The following is a 26,936-nucleotide window of genomic DNA, read 5'->3' as shown; positions in this document are numbered from 1 at the left end:
GAATTTATCTTTGGTATATTTGAAAAGACGACACAACAGCTTATTGGTTCTTGTGGCGTATATTCTATAAATTGGACTAATAGCACCTGTCAAGTAGGAATTTCTATTAGTGAAAAATGGCAGGGTAAAGGATTGGGAACTGATGCAATGCAGACGCTCATCACGTTTATCTTCGAGTACATTGCGATAAACAAAATTAAACTACAAGTGTTTAGCTTTAATGCAGGCGCGATACGTTCCTATGAAAAATGTGGATTTAAAAAAGAAGGTACTCTTCGTAATGAAATTTTTCGCTTCGGTGAATTTCACGATATTATTTTATTCGGCCTGTTACGTGAAGAGTGGCCCTTCCGTAGTTAAAAAACAAACGCACACATTCAATTATAGAATGTGTGCGTTACGCGTTTATAATGAAACGTTGTGAATTTTGACTAAACGTTCTGAGCATCAAAACGTCTATATATGTCAAGTAATTATAGAAAAAAGAATTATTCCTAATAATTAAACAGCAAATAATAGAATTTGATAAATTGCGACAAGAAATGAAAAAATGGCATAGTTCTCTTAAACTTTTCTAGTTAGAAGAAGAATTCCATATAGTAAAAAAGACATAAATACAAAAAGTTTAATTCTAAACCTTTTTCGTTGGAAAAATGCCGTGTATTCGCTATTTACATAGCTTATGTATCTAACAAAAGAAGATAAAATTTTCACTACAATTCACAGTATTTTTATAGTTACATAGACTAATTTGTGACTAAATTACGAATTTCAATTTCGATACACAATATGACAATTTTTTTGTTTTAACTGATATACAATGAAAAAGCTGAATCAAAGTCATTGGAATTTTAAATCAAGAATATGCAGAAAAAAATTAGGAGGAGAATAAGTTGGTACATTTATTGCTTAAACAATTCTTGAAGTTTGAAATTGAGATTAAAAGGAGAATTATGTATAAAAAGGCAAAAGATTTAGGATTTACTCACCCCGCCGTAGTAGATTATAGCCAAGAGCTTGATGTTTTACTAAATAAATATTTAAAACAAGCATCCTAACATAAAGGAGGAGTATTTATAAATAAATTTTATAAAGTAATCCCATTTTCGATAAAACCAGTCAGATTGAATGTTAACTTGGCTGGTTTTTCATTCAGCCTAATTACTTGTTAAAACGCCCTGTCGACTTCCCTCGTTTTTCAATGTTACTGTAATGAAACGTATACATAACAAAAAATTGGGAATTCTACCTATAACGCTAATTATAGGAGGCCAAATGATGCAAGTGCTTTTTTTAACCTTGGTCGTTATTTCGAATTTATTTTCACAAACACACACACCTGAAGAATCAACAACTACTATTTGTGAACCTATCACAACATCTGACACTACGCTTCAATACCCTAGTAATCACTTTCAATCTTTTCTTGTTGAAGATGAATTTTATAAGCAATTAGATAAATCCATCTATGAAGAGTATAAAGATGCAACATTCAACCTTCGTCAAAAAATTCTTTTTAAAGATGTGCCTGACACGCTTCAAATTTTTCATATGCAAACAAACGATACTAGTGAAAAATTAGATTTATCAAATCACATTCGGATTCATCCAAACAGACAAGTATATTTATTAGCTTCATATCGCCAAAACGGACAAGATGAATTGCATAAATATATAGTGATTGATGCTGGAACGAATAATATTCTATTAGGTAGTAGTAAGTATTCGCCATTCATTACTAAAAGTCGATAAGTCATAATGTTTCTTAATAAGTACATCTACTATATAGTATGCTCGAATAACCGTTACTAGAAGCATCTTTCTTACATTAATCAATATTTTTCGATTTTACATTTGAATGAGAAAAAGCCTGATTGAAATATCCAACCAGGCTTTTCTCTACGATCAACTAGTAGGTAAGGCTTTTTGCAAAATTTCTTGTTTAACTTCTTCAACAAACTGCTGTAATGGTTTTTCATTTAATGCTTGATTACCATATTTGCGTACAGTAACACTTTGATTGTCGCGTTCTTTATCGCCCAATACTAGAATATAGGGTGTTTTCTTCATCTGTGCTTCTCTTATTTTTTTCCCGAGCTTCTCCTGACGATTATCTATACGAACTCGTACGTGTTCTTTTTCAAGTGCTTGTACAACTTGCTGAACATACTCTTGATGGATATTTGCAACACCAATTACGATAACTTGTTGTGGTGCTAACCAAGTTGGAAAAGCTCCACCAAAATGTTCTATCAAGATGCCTAAAAAGCGGTCAATTGAACCAAAAACAGCACGATGGATAACGACAGGTCTTACTTTTTCATTCAGTTCATTTAAATATGTTAAATCGAATTTCTCAGGCAGTTGGAAATCAAGTTGAATCGTTGCACATTGATGACTTCGTTTAATGGCGTCTTTTATATGAATGTCAATTTTAGGTCCGTAAAAAGCACCATCTCCTTCGTTTATTCTATAAGGATACCCTGCATTAGTGAGGACATTTTCCAATGCCGTTTCCGCTTCATCCCAAAGTTGAATATCACCCATAAAATCAGCAGGACGTGTTGATAATTCAATTTCATACTCGAAGCCAAATACTTGATACGTGTGATCAATGATCTTCAGCGCTAAATTAATTTCATCCTCAATCTGCTCTGGTGTGACAAAAATATGGGCATCATCTTGGCAAAATGTTCGTACGCGTAATAGACCATTTAATGCACCGCTAAATTCATGTCGATGCACTTGCCCAAATTCCGCCATGCGAATTGGCAAATCGCGGTATGAATGTCTTGCATTTTTAAAAATCAACATATGTCCAGGACAATTCATCGGCTTTAATGCGAAGCTTTGAGCATCTACTTGTGTAAAATACATATTGTCTTTATAGTGGTCCCAATGTCCCGATTGTTCCCATAGACGCTGGTTCATCATAAACGGTGTACGCACCTCTTGATAGTCATATTTCGTTTGTAGATTTCGTAAAAAGGATTCTAATTCATTGCGAAGAATCTGACCGTTTGCTAAATAAAATGGCATGCCTGGCGCTTCCTCGGAGAACATAAATAGGTCCAGCTCTTTTCCTAGTTTACGATGATTGCGTTTATCTGCTTCTTCTAAAAATATTAAGTAATCTTGTAATTCTTCTTTTGTAGCAAATGCAACACCATAAATCCGCTGCAACATTTTATTTTGGCTATCCCCTCGCCAATACGCCCCTGAAACTTGCATTAATTGAAAGTGTCGCAATTTACCTGTAGAGGATACATGTGGTCCTCGACATAAATCATAAAAATCACCTTGCTCATAAACTGTTATGATTTCATCTTCAGGAATATCAGCGAGTAATGCCAACTTCAATTTATCATGTTGAAACAATCGTTTTGCCTCTTCACGAGATACTTCTTTTCGGTGAATTTCAATATTTTCTTGAACAATTCGATTCATCATTTTTTCTATCTTTTGTAAGTCTGTTGGTACAAGGGATTGTGCTAAATCAATATCATAATAAAACCCATTTTCGATGACAGGTCCTACCCCAAACTGCGCATCTGGATATATTCGTTTAATAGCCTGTGCTAATAAATGAGCAGTTGAATGACGAATAACCTCGATTCCCTCATGTGAGCTAGCATCAAATAGATTGATTTGGGCATCTGCCAATATAGGGCGCGTCAAATCAGTGATGGTTCCGTTCACACTTCCTACAATTGCTTTTTTGCGCAATGCGGGACTAATCGCCTGTGCAATGTCGGTTAGTGTAACACCTTTTGTAAATACTTGTTGTTTTCCATCTGGAAACTGAATGTTTAATACTTGATTTGACATGTTCTTTTCTCCTTTACTAGAAAATAAAAAAAACACATATCCGTCCCAAAACAGGGACGAGTATGTGTAATTTACCCGTGGTTCCACCCAAATTCCCACTAGATGCACTAGCGGCTCATTGATTTGCAGTAACGTCGCAATTACGGTGCATGTTTCCAAGCACTGCTCGAAGGTAGTAAAAAATGATGCGGCATTAGGAAGTTTTCAGCTAGGCTTCCCTCTCTGTGAATCGTTCATCAGTTCTCGTGTCCCTGTCATAGCTATTTTCATTGTTTCATGAAATTGGTATTTACTATATCGGACATCTAAATACTTGTCAATATTTGAAAATTAATTTTCACATTAGTAATGATGACCTTTTTATTAATAACACTGTGTGTAAAACGCATACATTTTTTCTAAAAAAAAATTTTTTTGTTATGGAATCGAGCATTTATTGTGAAGTGCAATCCTTATGAGTTAATAATGGTTGACCACTACTTCATTATGCCAGCTTATAGATTCTGACAATTGATAAGATACTAAGTTAGCCGTTACGACTAGCATCACACCTGCTCTAGACAGCATTGTATGCGTCGGATTTTCTAACACGAGTACAATATAACCCTCCCCACTCCCATCGCTATCAATTGCATTCGTTGCATCTATATCAAAAGTAGTGTATTTGTCTTCTATCAATGTAGGGATTCGATCTTCCCTATAACTGCCGTGTTCTTTCAAATTATAGCTGACGGGCATCCATCCTTCAGACCAATCAATACTACCGATAATTTCTTTACGACGACTGGCAAGTTTTCCAATTGAAAACGTAAAGTAAATCTTCATAATGGCCTGATCCAATTCATTCTTTCCTTCACATATTGCTTCAACCTGGAGCCTTATATCACCTTTAGACTGCTTCTTAACAAGAACGAAAATGGTACCTAAAATACTAAGTACAAGTACGACACCAACGATTACTAATCCCATTAGCCCCCTCCTATCATCGCAATAACTATTACCAATAGATTACCATGATTTAGGAAAAAAGGGATTTTTTCATCAAACAATCTTATGAAATGACATTGGCCTAAACGATATGACAAATAATTTAATTATACGTAAATGATAAACGCTTCTTTTATGATTTAATTTGATTTAGTATCATTTTTTTCCGCGCTATTTGCTTGGAGCTCTGCTGTTAATGTAAATGGTATTTTTAAATAGTTGTATTGAATTGTTACTTTTTGAATCGATGCAGCATTTACTTGTATTGCATAATGTTGTGGTTGCTTACCAATTGCCTGTCTGTCTATGTATTGACTTGGGAAAATCCTTACTTGCGGTAACTTATGAAATGTCATATTTGCGTTGTTTTCAATTTTTGTCCCGACTTCAAATGGTTCTGATTTGCTAACGACCAGCTTAGCACTTTCAGGATACTTTTCATCGACGAGAATCGTTTGTAACTTTAGCTCTCTTATACCTTTATTTTCAATTTCAATTAAACGAATATCTGGATTACCATTAACACTTGTATAACCATTCACTACAAGCGGAGGATTACTTTTTAAATAAATTACAAAAGTTGCACCCACTACTAGTACGCTAAAAAAGAACACAAAGAATATTTTTTTCATTAGATTCCTCACTTTCAATCTCCCACATTAGTATAGCGAGAAATGGCAAGCAGCGGAACATAATTCTTTCAACTAGCAATGATGGTTCATCTTGCAATTTAGTATTCTAAGAAAACAATAGGTCTGTCGGGATAGATGCGTTTTGACTTCCTAATTTTAAGTAACGACCCTCCGTGCAGATTTTGTTCATATTTGTTACTATCAATCTAGAATAGAAAAAGTCCATTACGTTGGCATCTTAATGGAAAATAGAGGAGGTTATATTTGTTTAAAACAATGGGGATTGTACTATTTAGTATTGGCATAATGATGATTTTAATCGGATTACCGTTTTTATTAGGTTATTCAACGAATGAATTCTTAAAGTATCCTTTATATTTAGGCTTGCTTGTTACCGTCCTCTTCACTCCTAAAATAAAAATTCCAAGAAGAATAAAAATCATAAAAAACCATCTGTCTCATATCGAGGCAGATGGTTTTTGCAAACGAATTTCATCACGTATAGGAATTCCATCGTTGCCGATTAGGGGAATCTCTGGTTTTAATACTCTGGCACGCTCAACCGCATTTTGTAAAATTTCCACGAGATAATAGCCACGCTTTTGATAAAATTTTAATGCATGTAAATTATCATTCGTAGTAATAAGTGAAACAACTGTACAATGATGTTGGCGGGCTTGGTCCTCTACTGCTTGAACAAGTAATGTACCGATTCCCTTTCCCTCTTCTCTACTATCGAGAGAAATAATTTCACATTCCTTGTCTCGGATAATGTAAGTTACAAGACCTACAATTTTTTGACTTTCATCAAGAAATGCAAATCCTTCTAACTTACTACAATCATAGACCCCACTAGATATGACCATTTCGGTAGTTCCCCAATGTGCTTGAAAAAACTCGATGACTTCCTTTTTATGAACTTGAGAAATATTTATGACTGACATTTTGCTTCACCTTCTTTAAATAGATATATGGAATACTCCAGCAATGGCTTTCTGAATACCTAAACAAACTACCCATGATGCGACTCCTAACGCTATGGCAAATACTATATGAATCGATGATTTCATCGCCATATACATCACAAAAAGCATGACCATTGTAGCTGGAAGTCCAACAATAACTCCTACCGTAAAGCGCTGAATATGCTCATTTGGTTCACTTTGAACGGTTAGCCAAATAATACTTAAAATACTGACAAGGGGCAATGCAGCAATTACACCACCATATGTAGGAAACCTTCTCGCAACTTCAGTCACAATAGCAATAATTGCAGCGGAGCTAATAATTTTTACAAGTGTGTACATCATTTCGACACCTCACTTAATAGCCGAAATGCTTCCAAAATAGTTTTTTGTTCTTCTTCTGATAATAGGTTCAGTGCTTGCTTAAGCTTATTATCGTCTAATTCTGTGTTTTTCTTTAAAACAAGCTGCCCTTTATCGGTTAGAAAGAGCTTTACTTTGCGTTGATCATCGGTTGCTCGAATCTTTTCAACCCAGCCATGCCGTTCAAGCTTTTTTATATGCTCCGAAGCTGTATTTTGTGAAATATTCAGTAATGTTGCTATATCGCGAACTGTCACTTCATCTTCCTTTTGAATCATCTGTAAAATACGCACGCTCTGATGGGAAATTACATCTTCATGTGTTGTATGGAGATGATAAAAAATATTTGTAAAATAATGATTAATTTCTTGTATCATAATTTCTATACTCCTTTAATATATCGTCTTTAGCGATTATATCGTAAATGACGATATAAATAAAGCGAATACTATTAATATATGAGATATTTATTCTGCAACAAGGTGTTCGGAAAACTATCCTTCTGTCTATTTCATTTAATTTGTACCATCCTAATACAATAGTCTATTTGCTCACTGCTCTCTGCTTAAAATCGCTAGTTATTGCAAATTGATTCATTTATTAGATAACTTTTTTCTACTTACATTGATAGGCTATTGTAAGCCTGTACTATGTGCAGTATCATTACACTACTAAAACTTAAAGAGTTTATGAAATTGAGGGTTATGCGTGTTATATTTGGTGTATTTTTTTGTTGGTGGAATCATTATGGTTTTAGCCTTACTCTTAAGTCAGTCTAAATATTTATTTTTATCGGGCATTATTACCGCATTGCCTATACTAACGCTCATTAATATGGGCATGCAGATGAAAAATATGAAAGCTGATACCTTTCATAGTGTGTTACAAAATACAGTTTTTGGTGCAGTCGGTATGTTGCTCTTCACTGTACTCGCCTTCCTCTTAACAAACTGGTATAAGCCTAGCATTGCTGTTATTGGTGCATTACTTATCTACGCGATTTTCATGCTTTCAGGGAAATTTATTATGTCTATGGTATCGTAAATTCAATAGTGGACGGTTTTAGGGCTGCTGAGCACAGCCTTTTTTTATTTTAGAAAAAACCCCACCTCTTTCTTTATTTCACTGCCTTAAAATGTTAAAATAATAATAGTTCTCTTTATAAGGAGGAATCGAAATGGTCGCATTCTTTTGTAATGCCTGCTCTAGACCCGACTTTATACAGGTCGAAGAGGTCTAGATTAACTTAAAAATGGATGATCTCTTTAGGCCACAAAGACAAAAGCCTAATTACAGGAGTGATTTCAATGGATAAACAATTAATTCAGCCGTTTTTAACGGTTGCAAACTATAATTTACTTGGTCAACAAATGAATAAAATTTTACAAACAATCGCTACTTCAAAAGATACAAATGTCATTCAAACTGTGCGTGGCCTTGTTCAAACAGAGATTTCTGATAACATTGTCATGACAACTTCAGAAGCCCAACTAATTGAGCCCATTTATACAGTAACTGAGCGTGCAGCAGGTGAAGCATATTTGCACAACCTAAAATCATATGTCATCCCATTTAAGCCAATTACCGCAAGCACTATAAAAAGCTTGTTTAAAAAAGAAAAGAAGCTTAAGTTGCCTAATCTAGAACGATTAGATTTTCAGCAAATTTGTTATTTCGCTTGGGATGATCCTGGCACACATCGTAAGTATGTCATTTTAGAGCAAGACGCTAAGCTAAAAGCAATCAAAGGCATATTTGCAAATAATACCGTTCGTGGTATATGTGCTATATGTAATCGTCACTCTGATGTAGGACTATTTACAACTTCCATCAAAGGGAATGTCGTTGGCACTTATACGAACCATAGTAATTATATTTGTGCTGACAGCGAAACGTGTAATCAACATGTGACAGATATGGATAAAACAATTGCATTTTTTGAGCGCGTTACTTGATCATAAACAGCCTTCCCTACTTTAGGGAAGGCTGTATTTTGTATGTCGTTAATACAATCAGACAAACTTTCCCCACAAAAAAACCATCCTTAAAAGTAGTTTCCATTAACTTTAAAGGATAGTTTGCCTATATTTTAAGAAAGTCTGCGTTTATCTGTTGTCATAATGGAAGATGCGATAATAACGAAGCCTAGCATAAGAACAAAAATTAAATCGAGTAAACCTGTATGCATTGAAACGGTAAACACGGTAATTATAAATGCGTAAGCGACAGTGTGGAAACTGCGAATCCCATTTTGCTTTACTTTATTATAAACTAACGATATTAAGACACCATATAACAAGAAGCCGATCGCTACTAACAAATAACCCCCATCTAAAAACAATTGACCAATAAATGTTGGGGTTGTTGTTCGCTGTTCACGTGTAACATTGACACCGCGCTCGCTTGTAATCGAGTTAACGACCTCGGTAACCTTCATGCGGGGTGAAATTTGTTCACCTGGTAAAATTGTACTAAATATTCCTTTATGAATTTCACCTTTTAAGTAATCTTCTTCTTTTGTGTATTCGATTATCGTACTTAAAACGATATGACTTGTGACAGCTTCTGCATTTAATGCACGAACCCATTTCGGTACTAAGTTTACTTTTTGTTCAGCAGTTAATAGTTTATCTCTTTCCTCAGCTGTTAATTCTACATCTGGTTGCTCACGCTTATTGAATTCAATGGATGTATCTTCTGTAAGGACGCGTATAAATCCAAACAATGAGAATGCTACACCAATTACGACCAATGCTGTTAAAAACCAAGTTAATTTCACTCTTTTTACAACATAGTGGAAAATAATGATGCCTGTAAATAACATAATGATAAGCGGCGTACGATAACCCATTAATAGAAATAAAAACATGACAACCGCAAAAATCGAACCATAGACGATTGCCTTTTTCCATGTCATCGTCTTCTCCAAAATCATTTTATAGGACAAAAGCAATAACACACCGAACCATAATAATTGGCTAAAGAAGTTTAACTTTGGATCTAAATTACGGCGGTTTGCTTCATCCGTAATTCCTAAGTTACCACTAAAAATCATCATTAAATAGGAGCCGAGCCCAAGCACTGTCAAGACAGCTATAAAATGAACGACATATTTCCCTAAAAACGACAATCCAAATGATGGAATTGTCCAATCCAGTTTATCGATTATTAATACACCTATGTAATAACAAACAACAGCTAAAATAACAGCTGGCCATATAGATACATGTATACCGAATTGTTCAAATTTATGCCAATCAAATAAACTGATAAAAAAATATAACAGTAAAATAAATGGCAAAAAGAAATACGGAGAAAACATATCAATTTTATTTAATTTTCCAAAACTTTGTTTCAATTTGCTCATACATATCACACCTTTTAGATGTTACTTCCCCTCCTCTTTGTTTTTTGTAAAACAAAATTAGTATATCATATTTTTTGTAAATTTTATAGATAGTTTCCAATTTATATGAGGATTTAAACAATTTTACAGTTTAGAGCCTATTCATTACATACAAGGATTTAATAGCACTGTTCCATTAGTGGTAAAAACAATCTCTATAAGAGTAAAAAGATGTAAATGTATAATCAAAAAATTATTGTTTTAAAAAATAATTAACAAGCGATCCAATAATCAATATAATGATAAAAATTAGGAATCCTTTGAAAGTAAATCCTTTCACTATATTTCTTTCTGGAATCCAATTATTATCATCATTGCGTACATTGCGTTTTTTGTTTTCCATGACTACACCTCTCTTAAATAATATGTTTTCCCCTGATAAAAATAATACAATAGAATTAGAGGAAACATAAAATTTAATGTCTAATTATAAATAATATTAAGATAAGGTGAGAATTAGTTTTTATTAAAGGAGGAACTTTCATATGAAATTACTTTTATCGTTCATTTCAAGTTTAATTTTAGTAGTGTTTCTATCTTTTAGTTCAAGTACCTTTGCAGATTCTCAAATTGACTCTTCATCTAGTGTACTAAAAGTGGAGGAATTTTCTAGATATCAAATATCCGATGATTTATTGATAGAACAAGCATTAGAAGGTCATTTAGTGAATAATGATTACACAACAGTAGAAGTAAAGGAAAACAGTGAAGATGAAAGACAAATTATTGAAATTACTAAACTATTAAGTATAATAACAATGGAAGATGGTCAAGAGGTTACTGAATATTCGAAGAGCGCTACAGTTTTAACAAATATTTCAAATCAAACAGATGCTTCAAAAATTGAAAATACAATAAGAACTCCCCTTTTAGCAAGTGTGTCTAATCCAACAGGTGGTTCAAAAACTGAATATTCTGGAGATGGAAAAGTTAGTATTAAAGTAGAACTTAATTATTACAAAATAGTGGTGAATGGCACTAGTGCTTATAGATTAAACTTTTATAAGTTAACACCATCAGTTAATGTTGCTCGTACTACTATAACTTCAATTACAAGTGAGGCAAGATCCCATGGTTCTGGCTACTTAATAGATGGCACACCATATTCAAAGACTGAAACCACGGGGATAAACACTTGGACGAATCCTATAGGATTTTATTCAATGGCAACTGGTTTTAGTAAATTTGTAATACCTAATACTTTTAGTGGTTCGGGAGCAGGTGTAAATGGTTTTGTGAATTATAAAAATACTAGATACGGCACTACAGATAGATTTCATTACAGTCTTAGTATCTAGAATTTTCTTCAAACATAGAACAAAATTATGTTTTAAATGTATTTAATAGTATTTTACAAATGTATTATTAAATTATAAAATGTCTATTTCTCCCTTATCTTTTATGATTATATAGAAGCGCTTTATATTATTACGGAGAAAACATATCAATTTTATTTAATTTCACAAAACTTTGTTTCAATTTGCTCATACATATCAATCCTTTTAGATGTTACTTCCCCTCCTATTTAATTTTAGCGAATTGACAGCATAAGCCGTCTATTTCTCCCCTATCACTCTTAATAGTTTATAGAAATTAACATTTATATACTTTCTTTTGAGAACCTATTTTAATTCATGGCCTTTTAATGAAAACAAGCGCTTATTCTAATTACGGAATCGCGCCCTTTAATGCAATAACTAAAAACTTCGTTTTGTGGCTTTTAAGTATGTATCCTATCCTCACTTTCATTAGAGAACGTTGTTTTGACAATTCATTTCTTCAATTAAAAAATCTCCTCCAATAGTTGTAAGTCTGGCTTTAGATAGTTCAACAGAGTAACTCTTTCATCAAATATTAAGAGAATATGTGTAGAATGAAAATAACGGAGGAAATTCAATTTCAAATCAGAGTTCTCTTTGATTTTTCATCCATTTATCTTGATAAAACCGCCCCTTAATTTTCTGGCAATCAACATAGTTTTAGAAAGAAAATTTAATCTCTAAGGCGAATTTGTATAAATCAAATTGCTACAGGGTAGACTTTTTAAAGAAAATTCTGGAGGTGCGAATTACGTGTTTGAGAAAAAATTAGCACTTCATGAAACAATGGAATTTCATGAAGTCATTAACTTTATGACAACTAGTTTACTTAAATCAAAGCTAAGTCAAGGTGTAGTTTTTGATGATGATTTAAGAGCGTTATTGGTCAAAAATGTAAAATTATCTACCCCAGCACTCACTGCTATGGTTAAACTCTACTCTAAATCTGAATTAGAATATTAGGAGGACAATTGTATGGAAGACTATTTAGATCCTATAAATTCAATTGGAATGCCTGAACTAACTGATTCGGGGGTTGCTCTTGAGTTTTTACTAACAACCAAGACGGGTATTAGAAATCTTTCAATTGCTTTAACAGAAACAGCTTCCCCTACTCTTCAGAAAATCCTGAAAACTCAGCTGGATGTCATGGTTGATTTATACTTTGAAATTTCTGAACTGATGTTAAAAAAAGAGTGGTTAAAACCTTATGATCTAAAAGGCCAAAAAGAACTAGATATTAAATCTGCCGAAAATGCGATTAGTATTGCGCAGTTGGATTTATTCCCTAAAAGTATGAATCGAAAAGGAATGTTCCCTACCCCACCGAAAAAATAAAAGAAAAAGAGGGATTTTTTAATGAAAGCTGTCACTTTTCAAGGCATAAAAAATGTTGAGGTTAAAGAAGTAAAAGACCCAAAAATTAAAAAAGCCGATGATATTATTGTTCGTTTAACCACTACTGCCATTTGCGGGTCCGACTTGCATTTGATTCATGGAATGATTCCGAATATTGGAAAAGACTATGTCATTGGCCATGAACCGATGGGCATTGTAGAAGAAGTTGGTAAAGGTGTGACGAAGGTTAAAAAGGGTGACCGAGTTGTCATTCCTTTTAATATTGCATGCGGGGAATGTTGGTATTGCAATCATGAATTGGAAAGTCAGTGTGATAATGCAAACGATAATGGCGAAATGGGTGCCTACTTTGGTTATTCAGACACAACAGGCGGTTTTCCAGGAGGACAGGCAGAGTATTTGAGGGTTCCATATGGTAATTTTATCCCATTCAAAATTCCAGAGAAATCTGAAGTTCCTGATGAAAGTCTAGTTCTCCTTGCCGATGCTGCTTCCACTGCTTTTTGGAGTGTAGAAAATGCCGGCGTAAAGAAAGGAGATACTGTTGTTATTCTTGGCTGTGGACCTGTTGGACTATTAGCACAAAAATTTGCTTGGTTGAAAGGAGCAGAAAGAGTAATCGCAGTGGACTACATCGGGTATCGTCTTAAACATGCCAAGAAAACAAATAACGTCGAAATTGTTAATTTTGAAGATCATGAAAATTGTGGTGAATATCTGAAAGAGATTACTAAAGGAGGGGCTGACGTTGTCATTGATTGTGTCGGAATGAGCGGAAAAATGACGCCTCTCGAATTTCTTGCAAGTGGCGTAAAACTTCAAAGTGGGGCTATGGGAGCCATTGTCACAGCCAGTCAAGCTGTCCGCAAAGGTGGAACTATCCAAATTACCGGTGTATATGGTGGTCGATACAACGCCTTCCCACTCGGAGATATTTTTCAGCGTAATGTAGCGATTCGTACTGGACAAGCCCCAGTTGTTCATATCATGCCTCATGTCTATAACTTAATTGCTGATGGTAAAGTGAGTGCAGGTGATATCATTACACATGTCCTCCCTCTCGAAAAAGCAAAACATGGTTATGAAATATTCGATACAAAACAGGAAGACTGTATAAAAGTGGTTTTAAAACCCTAAATATAAGTTTAAGTACTTTTGTATCCCTATTGCAAAAGTACTTTTTCTATTGCCCTTGGTTACATTTATATTTAGTACTTCTAAATTTTAATTAGTCTTGCACTTATCTACCTCCTTAGTAAACCACCTTAATGACGGTCTCATTGTTGTTAAAGTAGCCCTTTTTAACGTGTGCAATCGCTGCGGCTTTTTTGTTTACTAAATAATCTCCTTAAGTTGTTTACTAATGTATCTTTTTATAAATTTTAACCATACTATCCTTGCTTTAGCTAAAATAAGAAAAGGATGTGTAAGCATGGGTATTCTTGGTGGAAATCCTAAAAATGAACCGTTACATTACGGTGAAGTATTTGCTGTTTGGTCAAGCTTAATTGCAGACTATGGTATGATTTCTGGCTATCAAACATTTTATAATCACGCTGGCGATGAAGATTTGAAAAAAATTATTGAAGATATCATCGAACTTTCTAGGGAAGAAGTAAAACAATTAGAAAAAATCCTAAAAACAAATGGTATTGCTTTACCACCTGCATCTCCTGAAAGACCTGTAGCAAGAATGGAAAATATTCCTCCAGGAGCGAAATTTAACGATCCTGAAATTAGCGCTACTCTCAGTGCTGACCTAGCAGCTGGATTAGTTGCTTGCAGTCAAGCAATGGGCACCTCTACTCGCGAAGATATCGCATTAATGTATGGTCAATTCCATACTGCTAAGGCTCAACTTGGAGCTAAACTGTTACGTCTTAATAAAAATAAAGGTTGGTTAATACCACCACCATTACATGTAGATTATCCAGAAAAATAATATTTATTTTATTTACCTGACAAACCGTCCCCCAGTTAAAATCTGGGGGTTTCTTGTCATATTTAGATCGTCTGAGGATCTTTTTTATTTTTTAATGTATAAAATTCAATACAATCTTGAAAAGATAGATGTGTCACTGTCACACAAAATTTTTCTCTGGCTATAACGACCTCGCTGTTATAGCTTTTTTTATTTCTTTTTTAAAGGCTATGAACTATACAAACATAGTTTTACTATCATATAAATAGTAGTGTTTAGCTAGTTTCTCAGTTTGACACCTCATGATTTGAAGGTTTGGGGTCACTCTGGTCCAGTGACCCTTTTAACGCTTTTGTAAATCACATATTTATAGTAGCAATATTGTTAACTTCACTACATAAATTAGCTTTGGGATGGCAAGCATCGAACCCCAGATGTACTTATAATGCTTTCCCCTTCGAGTTGTATTCTGATAATCCGAGGGCAACCGTAACGATTGAATGGGGCGGAAAGTAAAAGGAAGATACATTTTATTCTCGGGATACGCCTGAAACAATTTATAAAGTATATGCACACTCATTCGAAAAAGATGAGGTACACGCATCTAACCTCATGGATGATATCATCACTTTAAATTCATATTAAGAATCTTATGAAATCAAAAAATGGTGATTTTGGGGTACTTTTTGGGGTACACGTATTTTCTCCACTCTCCTCCTTGCATTACATTATTAATTTCATCTTTAGTGATTTTCTATAAACATTATCAACGTTTCCGCACAAAAAAACACTCGCATAAAATACGAGTGTTTCGAGCATGCTATGACAACCACTTCGGTGGTGTGTTTTTTTCCCAGTAAATATCACCAAGATTGTTATGAGCCATAAAATTGTCCTCGGCACTATGGTAATGGAAGTTATAGTAATAGCCTTCTTGTGGACGCTTTTCAGTTCGTACGTGGAAGCGGATTAAATCATCTCCTGTTTCGTTATTAACGATATTGAAGATTTTCTCTCCGTAGTTACCACTTGGTTTTTCTGTAATTGTGAGATTTGCCAGTGATCCGTCTTCTACATTTGCAACGGTCATCGCAATTGCTTCTTCCATTTTAGGGAAGATAATGGAGTCAAATTCATTGCTAATTTTAGGGCCAATTTTTGTTCCAAACTTCATATAGGACTGCTCTTTCGCTGCGTCAACAAGTAGCGCCCCATAGTCAATCGCCTCGTGCTGTATTTCGGTCGCTTCATCTGCTATTGTTTCTGGCTCAGCTGCTAGGGCAGTGCTCGTCCCTGGTGATGGACCAATGGAAGCACGATTAGATGGATTATGATCGAATGCGTCCCAAATTTCATGTGTTGGCGTAATTAATCCAAATGTTAAAAACGCAACCATTATGACGATACTTTTTTGAACCCACTTTTTCATTAATTAACACCTTCTCTTTTATGTACAAATTGGTAATTCTTCTTATAATATAATACGTCCCAACCAATAAAAGGTTTCATATTTCTATATTTCATTGTACAATAATTTATGTATAAATGTGTCGTTTTTTAAAAGGAGGTACAAAATATGTCAATCGTTATGGGTATTGGTCTTTTATTAATGTTAGGTTATTTAACTTCTTTATGTTACACGAACTAATTCATATTTTTTTCTTTAAATCCGCGAACTTTATTTAAGCTCGCGGATTTTTCATTTTCTTATCGCCAAATAGCTTGCTTGTAATCCCAATTTTCAAAAAATTCATTTTCTACTATTACTTCCTCATAAATTGGCACTAACAATTGATGAACAAGTTTTTGTACTTTATCGAACGGTAACGTCTGTTGATTAACTAATTGTTGCCATCTCTTGTTGTTAGTAGCGTCTAAATAAAGCTGTTTAGAGAACATTGATGGATATTTTTCTAGTGTTGTTTTATGTCGGTCAAATGTATCTGATATAGCCTCTTGTAAAACTCGACCTTCAAAATTCTGTGTACTTGCTAATAAATATACATCATAGTATTCTTTCATCGCTTGTTCGAATGCTGGGTATTGATATAGTAAGTTAAATTTATGTGCAATCATAAGCTCTGTTGAATAAGCTAATAACTCGATTGGCGTATTATCTAGTATTGACTGAATCGCTATCTTTTTTGGAGCCATTGCAATTTGATCAAAAAGATTAATCGTTATTTCTATGTATGTTGTTATGTGCCCTAAATGTGCAGGAATTCTAATATAAATTTGATTTTCATTACTATTAATAATTTCTAGTTCATCGCTAACAAATTGAATTCCATCCTCTTGTACATTCATCGAACTAATTTCTTTGAAAGCATGCTTTATAATGCTATCTTTGTTGGCCATTTTTTTAGTACACAATGTAATTCCTGTAGTAGATTTTTCGTAATCATTTGTTAATGTACCGATTAAAAAATCTCCATATAGCCAATACTGATCCTCGTAGCAAGAAGCTGCTAATCGAACTAGTAACCTTTCATGTGAATAGAGTGTTACAAATACCTCTAAGCCTTTTTGTTGTTGCTGAGCTACATCTGTTAATTGGTCCAATACAGGGATTGATACATCATTTACTTGTTTCATATGCCACCCTCATTTCAATCATTTTTCAGAATTTTCCAACCAAACTAGCATATATTTGATTTTTGAAAAAACTCTGTACTTCATTATTACTTATTTTCCCACAATAGTAAACGGTAATATAATCCAGAGATAGTTTGTCGTTTTTTGTCGTTATTTAGGAAAATAAAACGAAAAATACACCTGCCTTTTTTAAAAAAGCAGGTGCGAAATGGCAAATATTTATTATTACTGTTAATATTATCAAAAAAATTAGACAAGGGGCAGCTTCGCTTTTGCGAAACTACCCCTTTAGTATTTAATAGGTAACATTTCTGTAAATTGTAAAGTCTCAACCCAATCATCTGGGGAATATTATTTCGAAACGTTTTCGTTTCATCACCGCGGTAAAATTCCACTGTGTGCCCTCTAACTTAAGCAACGCAAACCCAACCTTCTTTTGCGTCCTTGCAGCCCCAAAGCATGCGCCAGTGTGAATAAGTATCCTAAAAAACAAAAAGCAGAATGCCAGATTACTGAAATTTGCTACCCAAAATAGCACGATTATTAGTATAGCATATTATCTTTTAAAAGTAAACCCATTATATGATATTACTTCTCTTATCATTACATTTCAAAATAAATAGCATAATGATTTGCACAGCGTGGATTAAAAGCAGCCATGCATTGCGGGCAAGATGATGACTCCATATAATCTTGGATTGTTAATTCATGTTTACAATGTCCACAAAGTATTGCCTTTACATTAAATTGTGATTGCTGCCAACGTTTAATGGCGTGTTTGGCATGTTCCTCATGACATTTATAGCAAGGATAATAGCGTTCGCAGCATGCAAACTTTATCGCGATAATATCTTTTTCAGTATGATAATGTATACATCGCGTTTCATTATCCATTACAGGTCCGAAAATCTCCATTTTATATACCACTCCATTTTATAAAAAATAACACAAGGACAAATAAAATTGTTACGAGCATTGCTATGAAATCTTTTTTCTCAAAATGTAGTTCAATATAACTCGTCCGATTTTTACCATCGCCATATCCTCTAGCATCAATGGCATCACTTAATTGATCTGCCCTTTGTATGGTTGTAAACAGCAACGGTATAACAATTGGAACATACGCAAAAATACGTTGCATAAAAGGTAATGATTTAATATCAAACCCTCTTGATTTTTGCGCTAGCACAATTCTGTTCAACTCCTCTAACACGGTTGGAATAAATCGAATGGCAATGACAATCATTAATGAAAATTGTTCAATTGGTACACGAAGCTTCGATAACGGTTTTAACAATTTTTCTAAACCTTTAGCTAAAATTAGTGGCTTTGTTGTAAGGGTTAACAAAGAAGCCAATAATACAAGAAGCAAAATACGCCAAACAAATCGTATGCCTGCTACCATACCTTCTAACGAAATGGTGATGAATCCGATTGACCATATTACCTGTCCTTGAGTAAAAAGCAGATGATAAATAAGTGTAAAGGATAAGATGAAAAGTAACGGCTTCAAACCTTTTAAAATTACAACAAAAGGGACTTTAGAAACAATTATTAGAGTAAATACAAAAAAAGTAGTGATTACATAGCTTGTTGCTGTATCTAATAGTAAGAAGCTTAGCATCAACATAAAAATACTGATGATCTTGATTCGAGGGTCTAATTGATGAAAAATGGAATGCTTGTCGACGTACTGTCCAATAATAATAGAACTACGCATTGAGCTTCCCTCTAAACTGTAAATACGGCTTAACTGCATTGAAGATAGTATGTTCCATACAATTTGCTACGGCTATTTTTTCCCCAAGTAATTGTTCCACTACTTTTAATAGTTGAATTTGTTCTGGCATTTTTAGGCCTGCACTTGTTACTATATGAGCCTGCTGTAAAAACAATTGGTTGGTAGTTAAATGTGCTTTTATTTCTCCCTCGTGAAGAACAATGACTTCATCAGCGTACTCCGCAACATCTTGCATTTGATGGGTAACAAACAGAACGGTATGATTCGTTTCTAATTGCCATTTCTTCAAAAGGTCTAGTATTGATGACTTGCTAGTTGGATCAAGTCCTGCAGTAGGTTCATCCAAAATCAGTAACTTTGGCTGCATTAATAATATGGATGCAATTGCTACACGCCGTTTTTGCCCTCCACTAAGTTGAAAAGGAGCAAGCGTCAAAATGGTTTCATCTAAACCTACTTTCGGAAGAATTGCAGAAATACTAGCTCGTATTTCTTTTTCGGATTGTCCCCTTTGTTTTAGTCCAAACGCTAGTTCCTTATAAACTGTTGTTTCAAAAAACTGATGCTCTGGATATTGAAAGACATAGCCAATTTCTTGCAAATCTTTTGGTTGGCCTTTTCCACTTAGCGTAATAAGCTTATTATGTAGCCTATACTCCCCTTTAAAGTCTACTAATCCTTTTAACAATTGAACAAAGGTGGATTTACCTGCGCCTGTTTTCCCAATAACCGCAATCCATTTTCCATCTGCTATGGAACACGAAATATTTTTCAAGGCTGTTCGATGTTCATATGTAACAGTTACGTTTTTGAGCTCGTATCCCATCGTAAACGAACCGCCCCTTCCCAGTCTGCTGTTAATGACCATGCTTCATTTGCTAATTGATGAATTTTGACCGCTATCGGTTCCTGTAAGGAATAATCTCTAACATTGATTGTTTCAAATAGTGCTATTGGATGCCCATCAAAGCAGATTTGACCGTTATCAAGTAAAAGTACACGATTTGATTGCATAACTTCATCCATATGGTGCGTGATATGGATAATCGTCATGCCTGCTTGATGCAGTGCATGCATAAGGGCTAATACTTGTTCCCTTCCTAATGGATCAAGCATTGACGTGGCCTCATCGAAAATAATGCATTGTGGACGCATTGCTAAAATTGCCGCAATCGCAACACGTTGCTTTTGTCCACCGGATAATTCATGTGGCATGCAATCTAAATATGTTTCCATGTCAACTGCTTTGCTAGCCCATTGAACACGCTGATCCATTTCTTCCTTTGGTAAACGAATATTTTCAAGCCCGAATATAATTTCATCTCGAACACTTGTTGTAATAAATTGATCTTCAGGATTTTGAAAAATAAAACCTATGTGTTGTCGAATTTCTTTTAACTGTGCAGTATTCCTTGTCTCTAAATGATGGAATCGTACAACCCCTTTTTTCGGAAGCACTAAGCCATTCATTAATTTTGCAAGTGTTGATTTGCCACATCCATTTTTGCCGACAATTGATACAAATTCACCAGCCTGTATGGTAAAATGAATATCTTTTAAAATCGGTGCACTCTTTTTGTGATAAAAATTGACATGCTCAAATACTAGCATTTAAACACTTCCCTTTTGCTCATCGTACATGGTGAAAAAACGCTCTGGACTACTGGCAGAAATGCTTTGCTGTGGTCTCGTCCATTTCGTAACCGTTGTACCATTTACCCCAAATATTTCTCCCGTTAGATTTGCATCTTGCTGTGTTAATAATGTACCGATAAAGTGGGCAATATCCTCTGGAGTCCCCACCTTCCAATAATCAGGAAACGGTTCATTGCGTTGGGCATATTTTTTTGATATAAAATCAATCACAGGCTTCGTCATATCAGTTAACGCAGCAGGTGAAATGGCATTTACACGAATATTAAAAGGCTTCAACTCTTCCGCCAATGTCCATGTCATCCCAAGAATGCCTGCTTTCGCCGCACTATAATTGAGTTGGCCTTTGGAGCCCAATAGTCCAGCTGTTGACGTCATCAATAAAATATCACCGCCTCGATCAAGTAAATGAGGTAGTACACACGAAATACAGTAAAAGGCTCCGTGTAAATGCACATTGATAACATCTTGCCATTGCGTAGTTGTCATTCGCATACATTTTTCATCTCGGAGATTTCCTGCATTATGAATCAATATATCTATTTGCCCAAACTGTTCCATGACAAAGTCAATCATCCTAGACACCGCTTCAACATCCGCAATATCCGCACAATACCCTATTGCCCTATTTCCATTGGCAGAAATTTGTTGGACGACCTCATCAATTAATTGCTGGTTCGTGCCATTTACAACGACACTGTATTGACTATTCGCAAGATAAATAGCCGTACTGCGGCCAATTCCCCTTGTCGCCCCTGTAATAAGTACGACCCTACTCATGATCCCAACTCCTCTACTTCAAAATTTCCTAAAGCGATTTGGTCGTTGTTGCGATTCGATATCGATACTTCTATTCTAGTGTGATTTTCTATAAACAGAAATGTTACTTCTTCGTCTATAAGTAGTGGTTTCTGGAAGCGCATATTATAGCGAACAATCCATTTCAACGGATGTTCTTTCATATACAATGATTGAGCAAGTCCCATTAAATACATTCCATGAACAATCGGTCGTTCGAAGCCCGCTTGCTTCGCCGCCTCAGCATTAATATGAATCGCTGCATCATCCTTCGATACTTGTGCATAGTAGTGGACCTGTTTGGCAGTAACTGTTTTTTTCATATGGCAGCACCAACATGAATCAAAACTGTTTTTACTTGCACTATTTCTGTTCCTTGTTCAAAGCAATTTAACGTATAAGTATTAAAAGTCATTGGTCCTTGTTTTCCTTGTTTATGTTCTGTTTGACTTAACGCTAATTCACAGTCTAGTACCATGCCTTCTTGAATTGGTAAATGATAAATAAATTGCTGCGAGCCATGGAGAACTGGCACTGTGTCATGAAAATGCGCATGATTGAATTGTTGCCAAAATACGATTGGCATTGTAGCAGGAGCAATGAGCCTACCATGTAGATATTGCAACGGTGCATCTATACTTTTTGCATAGCGTTGTATCCACTCAGCCGTTACGGTTATTTTCTTAGTTGCTTTCATTTTATTGCCTCCACAAGCGTTGCAAGCCCCATGCCCCCACCAATTCCTAATGTTGCAAGTGCTCTTTTATACGGTTGATATTTCATTTCATAAAATAATCGTGTAATTAAAACAGCGCCTGATGCGCCGTATGGATGACCGATGGCAATTGCACCACCAGCACGATTAACCGTGTCCTCTGGAATTTGTAATGCTTGAATTGATGCTAACACCTGTGAGGCAAAAGCTTCATTAAATTCAACAATATCAATATCCTGTACGTTTAGTTGCTGCCTTTTCAAAAGTTTTTGTACAGCTGGTATTGGACCTATCCCTAAATAATTTGGATCGACACCTGAAGCCTGAGAATCGACAAATCGTAGTATCGGCTGTAATTGGAATTCAAGGCATTTTTCTAATGACATAACTAATACTAGCGCTGCGCCATCGTTTAACGGACAAGCATTTCCAGCTGTAACAGTACCATTTTCTAAAAAAACAGGGCTTAAAGATTGAAGCTTTTCTAAACTTGTATTTTCTCTTGGACATTCATCTAAAGTTATCCATTCCTCCTTTACTTGTAAAGGCACTATTTCATCGGCGAAACGATTTGATTTCATTGCTTGAATCGCCTTTTGATGGCTTTTGTATGCATAGTGGTCTTGAGCATGTCGTGATATGGAATATTTCTTTGCTACATTTTCAGCTGCAATCCCCATATCAGGATCTCCATACCGCTGTGGGGTAAATGGAGCGCGTGAATAGAATTGGGGCATTGCCATTAATGTGTTCGGCTTTTTCATTTTCCAAGGCGCTCGACTCGTACTTTCTACACCACCAGCTAAATAAACCTCTCCTGCTCCACTTTGAACGAATCTCGCAGCCATATTTATAGCTTCTAATCCTGAGCCACATTGACGGTCAATGGTAACACCTGGAATCGAAAATGGTAAATCTGCTTCTAAAGCAGCAAGTCTGGCTAAATTCCCTCCTGGTCCGACTGTATTACCTAAAATCACATCATCAATACAATCGCTTGGCAATGCTGTTTCTTTAATAATTTCTTTTATTAATGGAGCTACTAAATGCTCGGGTTCAAGTGTAGCTAGCTGACCACCCAACTTGCCGATTGGTGTTCGTTTTGCCATCACAATCACTGCGTCTCTCATGACATTACCTCCATTACCCAATCTTTCATTGCCTTACGAGCTATTTTTCCACTGCTTGTATAAATGAATTTTTGTACCGTTACTAATTGTTTAGGTAACTTAAAACTAGCTAAAAACTGCGCCCCAAATTGTTGAAGTTCCTCTAGTGAAATCGTTTGGTCAACTCGCCATTTTATACAGGCAATAAGCCGCTCTCCCCAATATTCATCTGGCACTCCAATTATTATCAAGTCATCTATGGCACTATGTCGTTTTAGCACTGTTTCCACTTCTTCTGGATACACATTTAAGCCACCTGTAATCAACATATTTTTAGCTCGACCAATTAAATGTAATGCACCCGCTTCATCTTGCATCATATAGTCTCCTGTTTTTAACCAACCTTCATAAAAAACTGCATTTGTTTCTTCGGGTAATTGAAAATAACGAGTGAACATCATATCACTACGAATATAGAGTAATCCAATTTCACCAGTAGGCACTTCACGTTGGTCGTTATCTCGGATGGAAATCTCTACACCAGGAAAAGGAATCCCGACAACATGTTCTTCCATCGTTTGATGGACAGCCAAATAACTAATATAACTTGCTTCAGAAGAACCGTAGAATTCAAATAATTTCGCTGAGCCAAACACCTTTTTTGCTTGTGCTTTCGATTGTACAGACCATTTAGCTCCGGAAGAAATGATAGCTTGTGCAGGCATATCTTCCAAGCCATCTAATCTCAATAACTTTTCAATCATTGTTGGCACAAGAAATAAAATCATATTTGGCACTTCTCGGCAATACTTGACTACCTTTTCTTCCTCAAAAGTGGACAGAATATGAAACGTCCCACCAAAATATAAACTTTGCATTAGCGCAAATAATGACAATGACTGCACGAATGGTCCAGGTGCTAAAAAATTTTTTAAAGGATTTAACTGAAATGCTTGTTTTGTTGCCATAAAGCTTTTCAGCCAAGAATTGTGTGTTCGTTCGTACCCTTTTGGCATGCCAGTTGTACCAGAGGTAAAGCCTATAAATAACGGGTCTTTCGCATAATTAACAGAAGCTTCTTCTGTTAAAGTAGAAAACCATTCTTCGTAAGAAGCTACTTGCTTGCCCGAAAATACATACGTGTCGATATGCGTGAAACGATGCATATTGTCCTTAAGCTTACACTCAAGAAAAATCATTCTCGGCTGTGCTTGTTTTAATACCAACTCGATTTCATGTAAACTCCACTTTGTATCAAGTAAAATCGGCACACAACCTGCGTACATAATTCCTAAAAAAACTTCCACAAATTCAATCCGATTGCTTGATAATATCGCAATTTTTTCATGTTCAAGTCCTTTACATTGAATGCCTTTTGCAATTTTTTTCATTGCACTTACTAATTGTTCGTATGTATAAAACCGTTCCTCATGAATTAGGGCAATCCCCTTTGGCTGATGAACTGCCTGTTCGATAATGGGTTCGATGATGTTCATTTCTTCACACACCTTTAAAAATATCTTATTCTACATCGCTATTTAGCTTTTGTTCAATTGGACTAACTGCCCTTAATTGCAAAACAATAATTGCTGCAATAATTGCCTTTATACAATCTCCAGGTAAATATACTAATGCTCCCACTAAACCAGCCCAAATAGATGTTTGTGTAATTAATGCCATAACAGGTGCACCTATTAAACTAACTAGTAATACACCAAATACAAAATTAATAATTAGTAATTTCCATATTTTAATAGAAGACCATAATTTCTCAGTTGCAAAACCAATGAGAAAAGCGGCAATCGGCCAACTAAAAATATAGCCTGCTGATGGACCAACTAATACCGAAAAGCCACCTCGTCCACCAGATAATAAAGGTAAACCTAAAGCAACTAAAACAATAAACAGTACGAGACTAATTGCCCCAGTTTTCTTTCCTAAAAATCCTCCTGCTAACATTACACCTAATGTTTGTGCTGTTATTGGTACAGGAATAAAACCTACTGAAATTGGAGGAATCAATCCTAGAGCCGCTATTAATGCCGCAAAAAGTGCCGCATACACCATTTCTTTAGTTGTCATATAAAAAACCTCTCTTTAAAAATATTTATGCAAATAAACCAGTTTCTTTGTATGTGAATTATAATAGCGCTAAAATCCATTTGTGTAAACTTATTTTATTTTAAAAGTTAACTCAAATTATAAATTAATATATTTAAGTAGTTGTTTTCTTTTTTCAAGACATGGTTTTCGACAAGAAAAAAGAACAGACATTTAATTTAGTCTGTTCTAATCGTCATTCTTATTTAATTGTAAATCGGTATGCCGATTTTATTGCTTCAAAATAACGCCATAATGGAATTTTGACGTTACACGTGTCAATCTTGAAAAATGGTATCTTTCAAACCATGCCGATCGAAAGTGAGCCTTTAAAACGACACGCTTTTTTGCTACTCGTTTCGCTTCTGCTACCCATTCATCGGTCAATGTTATATGTGCGCCAGCCGTGCGAAGTGCTTGAAAATTATTCGATTCTTCTATTATTTCTTCGAACATCGGATCCATATAAACGACATCAAATGCATCGTCTGGCTGTAATTTTAAATATGCAATCGCTTCTGCCTGCACAACTTCAATTTGTCGCATACATGCGGTTAAAGGAAGCTCCGATGTATCATACGTGTTCATACCATGTGCCACAATAAACGCCACATTAGGATCTGCCTCTAACCCAACCACTCGACCAGATTCCCCGACAACAAAAGCAGCTAGCATCGCATCTGCACCTAAACCTAATGTACAATCTAATAAAGTATCATTTTTTTCTAGCTGAGCTGCCTCTAAAAACGGTTCAATTTCTCCACGTGCCACCCGCTTTAAACGAAATGCGGCGGAATTTGGATGAAAGAAAAAAGGCTCGTCCGCTCCAAATGCATAATATTCATAGCGATTTTTTCCTGCAACAATGACGTTTGCTTGCATTTGCTCTGAAATTTTACAAATTGAACGCTTATTACGAGCCACAAATGGAATATTTAACGTATCACACACAAAACCAGCGAGCACCATCGACATGTCGTCTGGTCTGCCCGCTGTAGTCACAATCGTTTTTATTTCTCGCATGTTTGTTCTAAAACGCCTGTTAAATGCGCTGTAATTTGCTCCACTGGAAAACCTTCAATTTGTTCACGTGGAATAAAGTAAGCCAATTCCCCATCTTTTAAAATAGCCATTGACGGCGAGCTTGGTGGCACATCCTCAAAGAAACCACGCATAGCAGCAGTAGCTTCAGGATCTTGCCCTGCAAATACTGTTACAAGATTATCCGGTTTTACCGTACCTACCGCTTCACGTGCTGCTGGACGCGCTAACCCAGCTGCACATCCACAAACCGAATTAATGACAACCAAAGAAGTCCCTTTTGCCTCCGCCATAAATTCATTCACAGCATCAGCCGTTGTCAACTCACTAAATCCAGCCTCCACCAATTCTTCACGCATCGGCTTCACTACCTGTTTCATATATTCGTCGTAAGCGTTCATGCT

31 protein-coding genes are annotated in these 26,936 nt (G+C 35.4%); 10 read left to right on the top strand and 21 right to left on the bottom strand.

Annotated elements, in window-relative coordinates; translation table 11 throughout:
• Positions 1 to 6: 6 nt before the first annotated feature.
• From JNUCC52_RS01320 to JNUCC52_RS01310, 3 genes are all read left to right on the top strand, one after another.
• On the top strand, positions 7 to 360 hold the full coding sequence (locus tag JNUCC52_RS01320) for a GNAT family N-acetyltransferase (protein WP_337982166.1): 354 nt from the start codon (positions 7 to 9) through the stop codon (positions 358 to 360).
• A 533-nt stretch (positions 361 to 893) separates the two neighbouring features.
• Positions 894 to 1,058 (top strand): aspartyl-phosphate phosphatase Spo0E family protein, encoded by a 165-nt coding sequence (locus JNUCC52_RS01315; protein ID WP_172771661.1) that lies wholly within the window; start codon positions 894 to 896, stop codon positions 1,056 to 1,058.
• A 217-nt stretch (positions 1,059 to 1,275) separates the two neighbouring features.
• Positions 1,276 to 1,752 (top strand): hypothetical protein, encoded by a 477-nt coding sequence (locus JNUCC52_RS01310; protein WP_337981114.1) that lies wholly within the window; start codon positions 1,276 to 1,278, stop codon positions 1,750 to 1,752.
• 153 nt (positions 1,753 to 1,905) lie between these two features.
• Here JNUCC52_RS01310 and thrS read toward each other — a convergent pair whose 3' ends face one another.
• The 6 genes from thrS to JNUCC52_RS01280 form a co-directional block, all read right to left on the bottom strand.
• Positions 1,906 to 3,828, bottom strand: coding sequence for a threonine--tRNA ligase (thrS, locus tag JNUCC52_RS01305; protein WP_337981113.1), 1,923 nt, complete (start codon positions 3,826 to 3,828; stop codon positions 1,906 to 1,908).
• Between the two features lie 459 nt (positions 3,829 to 4,287).
• On the bottom strand, positions 4,288 to 4,797 hold the full coding sequence (locus JNUCC52_RS01300; RefSeq protein WP_337981112.1) for a hypothetical protein: 510 nt from the start codon (positions 4,795 to 4,797) through the stop codon (positions 4,288 to 4,290).
• Between the two features lie 158 nt (positions 4,798 to 4,955).
• Positions 4,956 to 5,447, bottom strand: coding sequence for a hypothetical protein (locus JNUCC52_RS01295; protein WP_337981111.1), 492 nt, complete (start codon positions 5,445 to 5,447; stop codon positions 4,956 to 4,958).
• A 458-nt stretch (positions 5,448 to 5,905) separates the two neighbouring features.
• Positions 5,906 to 6,391, bottom strand: a complete 486-nt coding sequence (locus tag JNUCC52_RS01290) for a GNAT family N-acetyltransferase (protein ID WP_337981110.1) — start codon at positions 6,389 to 6,391, stop codon at positions 5,906 to 5,908.
• A gap of 15 nt (positions 6,392 to 6,406) precedes the next feature.
• Positions 6,407 to 6,754, bottom strand: coding sequence for a DUF3147 family protein (locus JNUCC52_RS01285; RefSeq protein ID WP_337982165.1), 348 nt, complete (start codon positions 6,752 to 6,754; stop codon positions 6,407 to 6,409).
• Positions 6,754 to 7,152, bottom strand: coding sequence for a MarR family winged helix-turn-helix transcriptional regulator (locus JNUCC52_RS01280; protein WP_337981109.1), 399 nt, complete (start codon positions 7,150 to 7,152; stop codon positions 6,754 to 6,756). The genes JNUCC52_RS01285 and JNUCC52_RS01280 overlap by 1 nt, the downstream gene beginning before the upstream one ends.
• Positions 7,153 to 7,522: 370 nt before the next feature.
• Between JNUCC52_RS01280 and JNUCC52_RS01275 the strand changes: the two genes are divergently transcribed.
• Both JNUCC52_RS01275 and JNUCC52_RS01270 read left to right on the top strand, forming a co-directional pair.
• Entirely contained in the window at positions 7,523 to 7,819 is a 297-nt protein-coding gene (locus JNUCC52_RS01275; RefSeq protein ID WP_172771667.1) for a hypothetical protein, read from the top strand.
• Positions 7,820 to 8,082: 263 nt separating this feature from the next.
• A complete protein-coding gene (locus JNUCC52_RS01270) occupies positions 8,083 to 8,730 on the top strand; it encodes a FusB/FusC family EF-G-binding protein (RefSeq protein WP_337981108.1) in 648 nt (215 codons plus the stop codon).
• Positions 8,731 to 8,864: 134 nt separating this feature from the next.
• Here JNUCC52_RS01270 and JNUCC52_RS01265 read toward each other — a convergent pair whose 3' ends face one another.
• Positions 8,865 to 10,142, bottom strand: coding sequence for an oligosaccharide repeat unit polymerase (locus tag JNUCC52_RS01265; protein WP_337981107.1), 1,278 nt, complete (start codon positions 10,140 to 10,142; stop codon positions 8,865 to 8,867).
• 524 nt (positions 10,143 to 10,666) lie between these two features.
• Between JNUCC52_RS01265 and JNUCC52_RS01260 the strand changes: the two genes are divergently transcribed.
• The 5 genes from JNUCC52_RS01260 to JNUCC52_RS01240 all read left to right on the top strand — a co-directional run bounded on the left by JNUCC52_RS01260 (position 10,667) and on the right by JNUCC52_RS01240 (position 14,801).
• Positions 10,667 to 11,479 (top strand): hypothetical protein, encoded by an 813-nt coding sequence (locus tag JNUCC52_RS01260; protein ID WP_337981106.1) that lies wholly within the window; start codon positions 10,667 to 10,669, stop codon positions 11,477 to 11,479.
• A 774-nt stretch (positions 11,480 to 12,253) separates the two neighbouring features.
• Entirely contained in the window at positions 12,254 to 12,463 is a 210-nt protein-coding gene (locus JNUCC52_RS01255; RefSeq protein WP_337981105.1) for a spore coat protein, read from the top strand.
• A 12-nt stretch (positions 12,464 to 12,475) separates the two neighbouring features.
• Positions 12,476 to 12,838, top strand: a complete 363-nt coding sequence (locus JNUCC52_RS01250) for a spore coat protein (RefSeq protein WP_337981104.1) — start codon at positions 12,476 to 12,478, stop codon at positions 12,836 to 12,838.
• Positions 12,839 to 12,859: 21 nt separating this feature from the next.
• A complete protein-coding gene (locus JNUCC52_RS01245; RefSeq protein WP_337981103.1) occupies positions 12,860 to 13,996 on the top strand; it encodes a zinc-dependent alcohol dehydrogenase in 1,137 nt (378 codons plus the stop codon).
• Between the two features lie 295 nt (positions 13,997 to 14,291).
• On the top strand, positions 14,292 to 14,801 hold the full coding sequence (locus tag JNUCC52_RS01240) for a DUF3231 family protein (protein WP_337981102.1): 510 nt from the start codon (positions 14,292 to 14,294) through the stop codon (positions 14,799 to 14,801).
• 799 nt (positions 14,802 to 15,600) lie between these two features.
• Here the strand turns inward: JNUCC52_RS01240 and JNUCC52_RS01235 are convergent.
• The 14 genes from JNUCC52_RS01235 to JNUCC52_RS01170 all read right to left on the bottom strand — a co-directional run bounded on the left by JNUCC52_RS01235 (position 15,601) and on the right by JNUCC52_RS01170 (position 26,933).
• Positions 15,601 to 16,209 (bottom strand): YpjP family protein, encoded by a 609-nt coding sequence (locus JNUCC52_RS01235; RefSeq protein WP_172771676.1) that lies wholly within the window; start codon positions 16,207 to 16,209, stop codon positions 15,601 to 15,603.
• Positions 16,210 to 16,487: 278 nt separating this feature from the next.
• Positions 16,488 to 17,375 carry a nucleotidyl transferase AbiEii/AbiGii toxin family protein gene (locus tag JNUCC52_RS01230; protein ID WP_337981101.1) on the bottom strand — a complete coding sequence of 296 codons (888 nt, stop codon included), beginning with the start codon at positions 17,373 to 17,375 and terminating at the stop codon, positions 16,488 to 16,490.
• A gap of 603 nt (positions 17,376 to 17,978) precedes the next feature.
• Positions 17,979 to 18,290 carry a CHY zinc finger protein gene (locus JNUCC52_RS01225; RefSeq protein ID WP_337981100.1) on the bottom strand — a complete coding sequence of 104 codons (312 nt, stop codon included), beginning with the start codon at positions 18,288 to 18,290 and terminating at the stop codon, positions 17,979 to 17,981.
• Position 18,291: 1 nt separating this feature from the next.
• Positions 18,292 to 19,095 carry an energy-coupling factor transporter transmembrane component T family protein gene (locus JNUCC52_RS01220; protein ID WP_337981099.1) on the bottom strand — a complete coding sequence of 268 codons (804 nt, stop codon included), beginning with the start codon at positions 19,093 to 19,095 and terminating at the stop codon, positions 18,292 to 18,294.
• Complete coding sequence (locus JNUCC52_RS01215) at positions 19,088 to 19,942, bottom strand: ATP-binding cassette domain-containing protein (RefSeq protein WP_337981098.1); 855 nt, start codon at positions 19,940 to 19,942, stop codon at positions 19,088 to 19,090. Before JNUCC52_RS01215 ends, JNUCC52_RS01220 begins: the two co-directional genes overlap by 8 nt.
• Complete coding sequence (locus JNUCC52_RS01210) at positions 19,918 to 20,727, bottom strand: ATP-binding cassette domain-containing protein (protein ID WP_337981097.1); 810 nt, start codon at positions 20,725 to 20,727, stop codon at positions 19,918 to 19,920. Before JNUCC52_RS01210 ends, JNUCC52_RS01215 begins: the two co-directional genes overlap by 25 nt.
• A complete protein-coding gene (locus JNUCC52_RS01205) occupies positions 20,728 to 21,549 on the bottom strand; it encodes an SDR family NAD(P)-dependent oxidoreductase (protein ID WP_337981096.1) in 822 nt (273 codons plus the stop codon).
• The gene (locus tag JNUCC52_RS01200) at positions 21,546 to 21,890 is read right to left on the bottom strand and encodes a MaoC family dehydratase (RefSeq protein WP_337981095.1); all 345 of its coding nucleotides are present in this window, start codon (positions 21,888 to 21,890) and stop codon (positions 21,546 to 21,548) included. Before JNUCC52_RS01200 ends, JNUCC52_RS01205 begins: the two co-directional genes overlap by 4 nt.
• Positions 21,887 to 22,264 (bottom strand): FAS1-like dehydratase domain-containing protein, encoded by a 378-nt coding sequence (locus JNUCC52_RS01195; protein ID WP_337981094.1) that lies wholly within the window; start codon positions 22,262 to 22,264, stop codon positions 21,887 to 21,889. The genes JNUCC52_RS01200 and JNUCC52_RS01195 overlap by 4 nt, the downstream gene beginning before the upstream one ends.
• Positions 22,261 to 23,412: a thiolase family protein gene (locus JNUCC52_RS01190; RefSeq protein ID WP_337981093.1), complete on the bottom strand. Its 1,152-nt coding sequence runs from the start codon at positions 23,410 to 23,412 to the stop codon at positions 22,261 to 22,263. Before JNUCC52_RS01190 ends, JNUCC52_RS01195 begins: the two co-directional genes overlap by 4 nt.
• Complete coding sequence (locus tag JNUCC52_RS01185; protein ID WP_337981092.1) at positions 23,409 to 24,887, bottom strand: AMP-binding protein; 1,479 nt, start codon at positions 24,885 to 24,887, stop codon at positions 23,409 to 23,411. Before JNUCC52_RS01185 ends, JNUCC52_RS01190 begins: the two co-directional genes overlap by 4 nt.
• Before the next feature lie 25 nt (positions 24,888 to 24,912).
• Complete coding sequence (locus JNUCC52_RS01180) at positions 24,913 to 25,473, bottom strand: biotin transporter BioY (RefSeq protein ID WP_172771687.1); 561 nt, start codon at positions 25,471 to 25,473, stop codon at positions 24,913 to 24,915.
• 249 nt (positions 25,474 to 25,722) lie between these two features.
• Positions 25,723 to 26,514 carry a class I SAM-dependent methyltransferase gene (locus tag JNUCC52_RS01175; RefSeq protein WP_337981091.1) on the bottom strand — a complete coding sequence of 264 codons (792 nt, stop codon included), beginning with the start codon at positions 26,512 to 26,514 and terminating at the stop codon, positions 25,723 to 25,725.
• A complete protein-coding gene (locus JNUCC52_RS01170) occupies positions 26,502 to 26,933 on the bottom strand; it encodes a BrxA/BrxB family bacilliredoxin (RefSeq protein ID WP_172771689.1) in 432 nt (143 codons plus the stop codon). Before JNUCC52_RS01170 ends, JNUCC52_RS01175 begins: the two co-directional genes overlap by 13 nt.
• Between the last annotated feature and the right edge of the window lie 3 nt (positions 26,934 to 26,936).

Origin of the sequence: Lysinibacillus sp. JNUCC-52 (assembly GCF_015999545.1) — a bacterium.
Lineage (GTDB): Bacteria > Bacillota > Bacilli > Bacillales_A > Planococcaceae > Lysinibacillus.
The sequence above is the reverse complement of the archived record's forward strand: the minus strand, read 5'-3'. Positions and strand labels throughout refer to the sequence as shown.

Bases quoted from the DNA above. Each gene is read 5' to 3' on its own strand.
- JNUCC52_RS01290 (WP_337981110.1), bottom strand. From the start codon at position 6,391: ATGTCAGTCATAAATATTTCTCAAGTTCATAAAAAGGAAGTCATCGAG.
- JNUCC52_RS01175 (WP_337981091.1), bottom strand. From the start codon at position 26,514: ATGCGAGAAATAAAAACGATTGTGACTACAGCGGGCAGACCAGACGAC.
- JNUCC52_RS01220 (WP_337981099.1), bottom strand. From the start codon at position 19,095: ATGCGTAGTTCTATTATTATTGGACAGTACGTCGACAAGCATTCCATT.
- JNUCC52_RS01180 (WP_172771687.1), bottom strand. From the start codon at position 25,473: ATGACAACTAAAGAAATGGTGTATGCGGCACTTTTTGCGGCATTAATA.
- JNUCC52_RS01285 (WP_337982165.1), bottom strand. From the start codon at position 6,754: ATGTACACACTTGTAAAAATTATTAGCTCCGCTGCAATTATTGCTATT.
- JNUCC52_RS01215 (WP_337981098.1), bottom strand. From the start codon at position 19,942: ATGGGATACGAGCTCAAAAACGTAACTGTTACATATGAACATCGAACA.
- JNUCC52_RS01240 (WP_337981102.1), top strand. From the start codon at position 14,292: ATGGGTATTCTTGGTGGAAATCCTAAAAATGAACCGTTACATTACGGT.
- JNUCC52_RS01250 (WP_337981104.1), top strand. From the start codon at position 12,476: ATGGAAGACTATTTAGATCCTATAAATTCAATTGGAATGCCTGAACTA.
- JNUCC52_RS01210 (WP_337981097.1), bottom strand. From the start codon at position 20,727: ATGCTAGTATTTGAGCATGTCAATTTTTATCACAAAAAGAGTGCACCG.
- JNUCC52_RS01230 (WP_337981101.1), bottom strand. From the start codon at position 17,375: ATGAAACAAGTAAATGATGTATCAATCCCTGTATTGGACCAATTAACA.
- JNUCC52_RS01225 (WP_337981100.1), bottom strand. From the start codon at position 18,290: ATGGAGATTTTCGGACCTGTAATGGATAATGAAACGCGATGTATACAT.
- JNUCC52_RS01270 (WP_337981108.1), top strand. From the start codon at position 8,083: ATGGATAAACAATTAATTCAGCCGTTTTTAACGGTTGCAAACTATAAT.
- JNUCC52_RS01310 (WP_337981114.1), top strand. From the start codon at position 1,276: ATGATGCAAGTGCTTTTTTTAACCTTGGTCGTTATTTCGAATTTATTT.
- JNUCC52_RS01300 (WP_337981112.1), bottom strand. From the start codon at position 4,797: ATGGGATTAGTAATCGTTGGTGTCGTACTTGTACTTAGTATTTTAGGT.
- JNUCC52_RS01185 (WP_337981092.1), bottom strand. From the start codon at position 24,887: ATGAACATCATCGAACCCATTATCGAACAGGCAGTTCATCAGCCAAAG.
- JNUCC52_RS01190 (WP_337981093.1), bottom strand. From the start codon at position 23,412: ATGAGAGACGCAGTGATTGTGATGGCAAAACGAACACCAATCGGCAAG.
- JNUCC52_RS01170 (WP_172771689.1), bottom strand. From the start codon at position 26,933: ATGAACGCTTACGACGAATATATGAAACAGGTAGTGAAGCCGATGCGT.
- thrS (WP_337981113.1), bottom strand. From the start codon at position 3,828: ATGTCAAATCAAGTATTAAACATTCAGTTTCCAGATGGAAAACAACAA.
- JNUCC52_RS01280 (WP_337981109.1), bottom strand. From the start codon at position 7,152: ATGATACAAGAAATTAATCATTATTTTACAAATATTTTTTATCATCTC.
- JNUCC52_RS01260 (WP_337981106.1), top strand. From the start codon at position 10,667: ATGAAATTACTTTTATCGTTCATTTCAAGTTTAATTTTAGTAGTGTTT.
- JNUCC52_RS01200 (WP_337981095.1), bottom strand. From the start codon at position 21,890: ATGAAAAAAACAGTTACTGCCAAACAGGTCCACTACTATGCACAAGTA.
- JNUCC52_RS01235 (WP_172771676.1), bottom strand. From the start codon at position 16,209: ATGAAAAAGTGGGTTCAAAAAAGTATCGTCATAATGGTTGCGTTTTTA.
- JNUCC52_RS01295 (WP_337981111.1), bottom strand. From the start codon at position 5,447: ATGAAAAAAATATTCTTTGTGTTCTTTTTTAGCGTACTAGTAGTGGGT.
- JNUCC52_RS01245 (WP_337981103.1), top strand. From the start codon at position 12,860: ATGAAAGCTGTCACTTTTCAAGGCATAAAAAATGTTGAGGTTAAAGAA.
- JNUCC52_RS01265 (WP_337981107.1), bottom strand. From the start codon at position 10,142: ATGAGCAAATTGAAACAAAGTTTTGGAAAATTAAATAAAATTGATATG.
- JNUCC52_RS01195 (WP_337981094.1), bottom strand. From the start codon at position 22,264: ATGAAAGCAACTAAGAAAATAACCGTAACGGCTGAGTGGATACAACGC.
- JNUCC52_RS01275 (WP_172771667.1), top strand. From the start codon at position 7,523: ATGGTTTTAGCCTTACTCTTAAGTCAGTCTAAATATTTATTTTTATCG.
- JNUCC52_RS01205 (WP_337981096.1), bottom strand. From the start codon at position 21,549: ATGAGTAGGGTCGTACTTATTACAGGGGCGACAAGGGGAATTGGCCGC.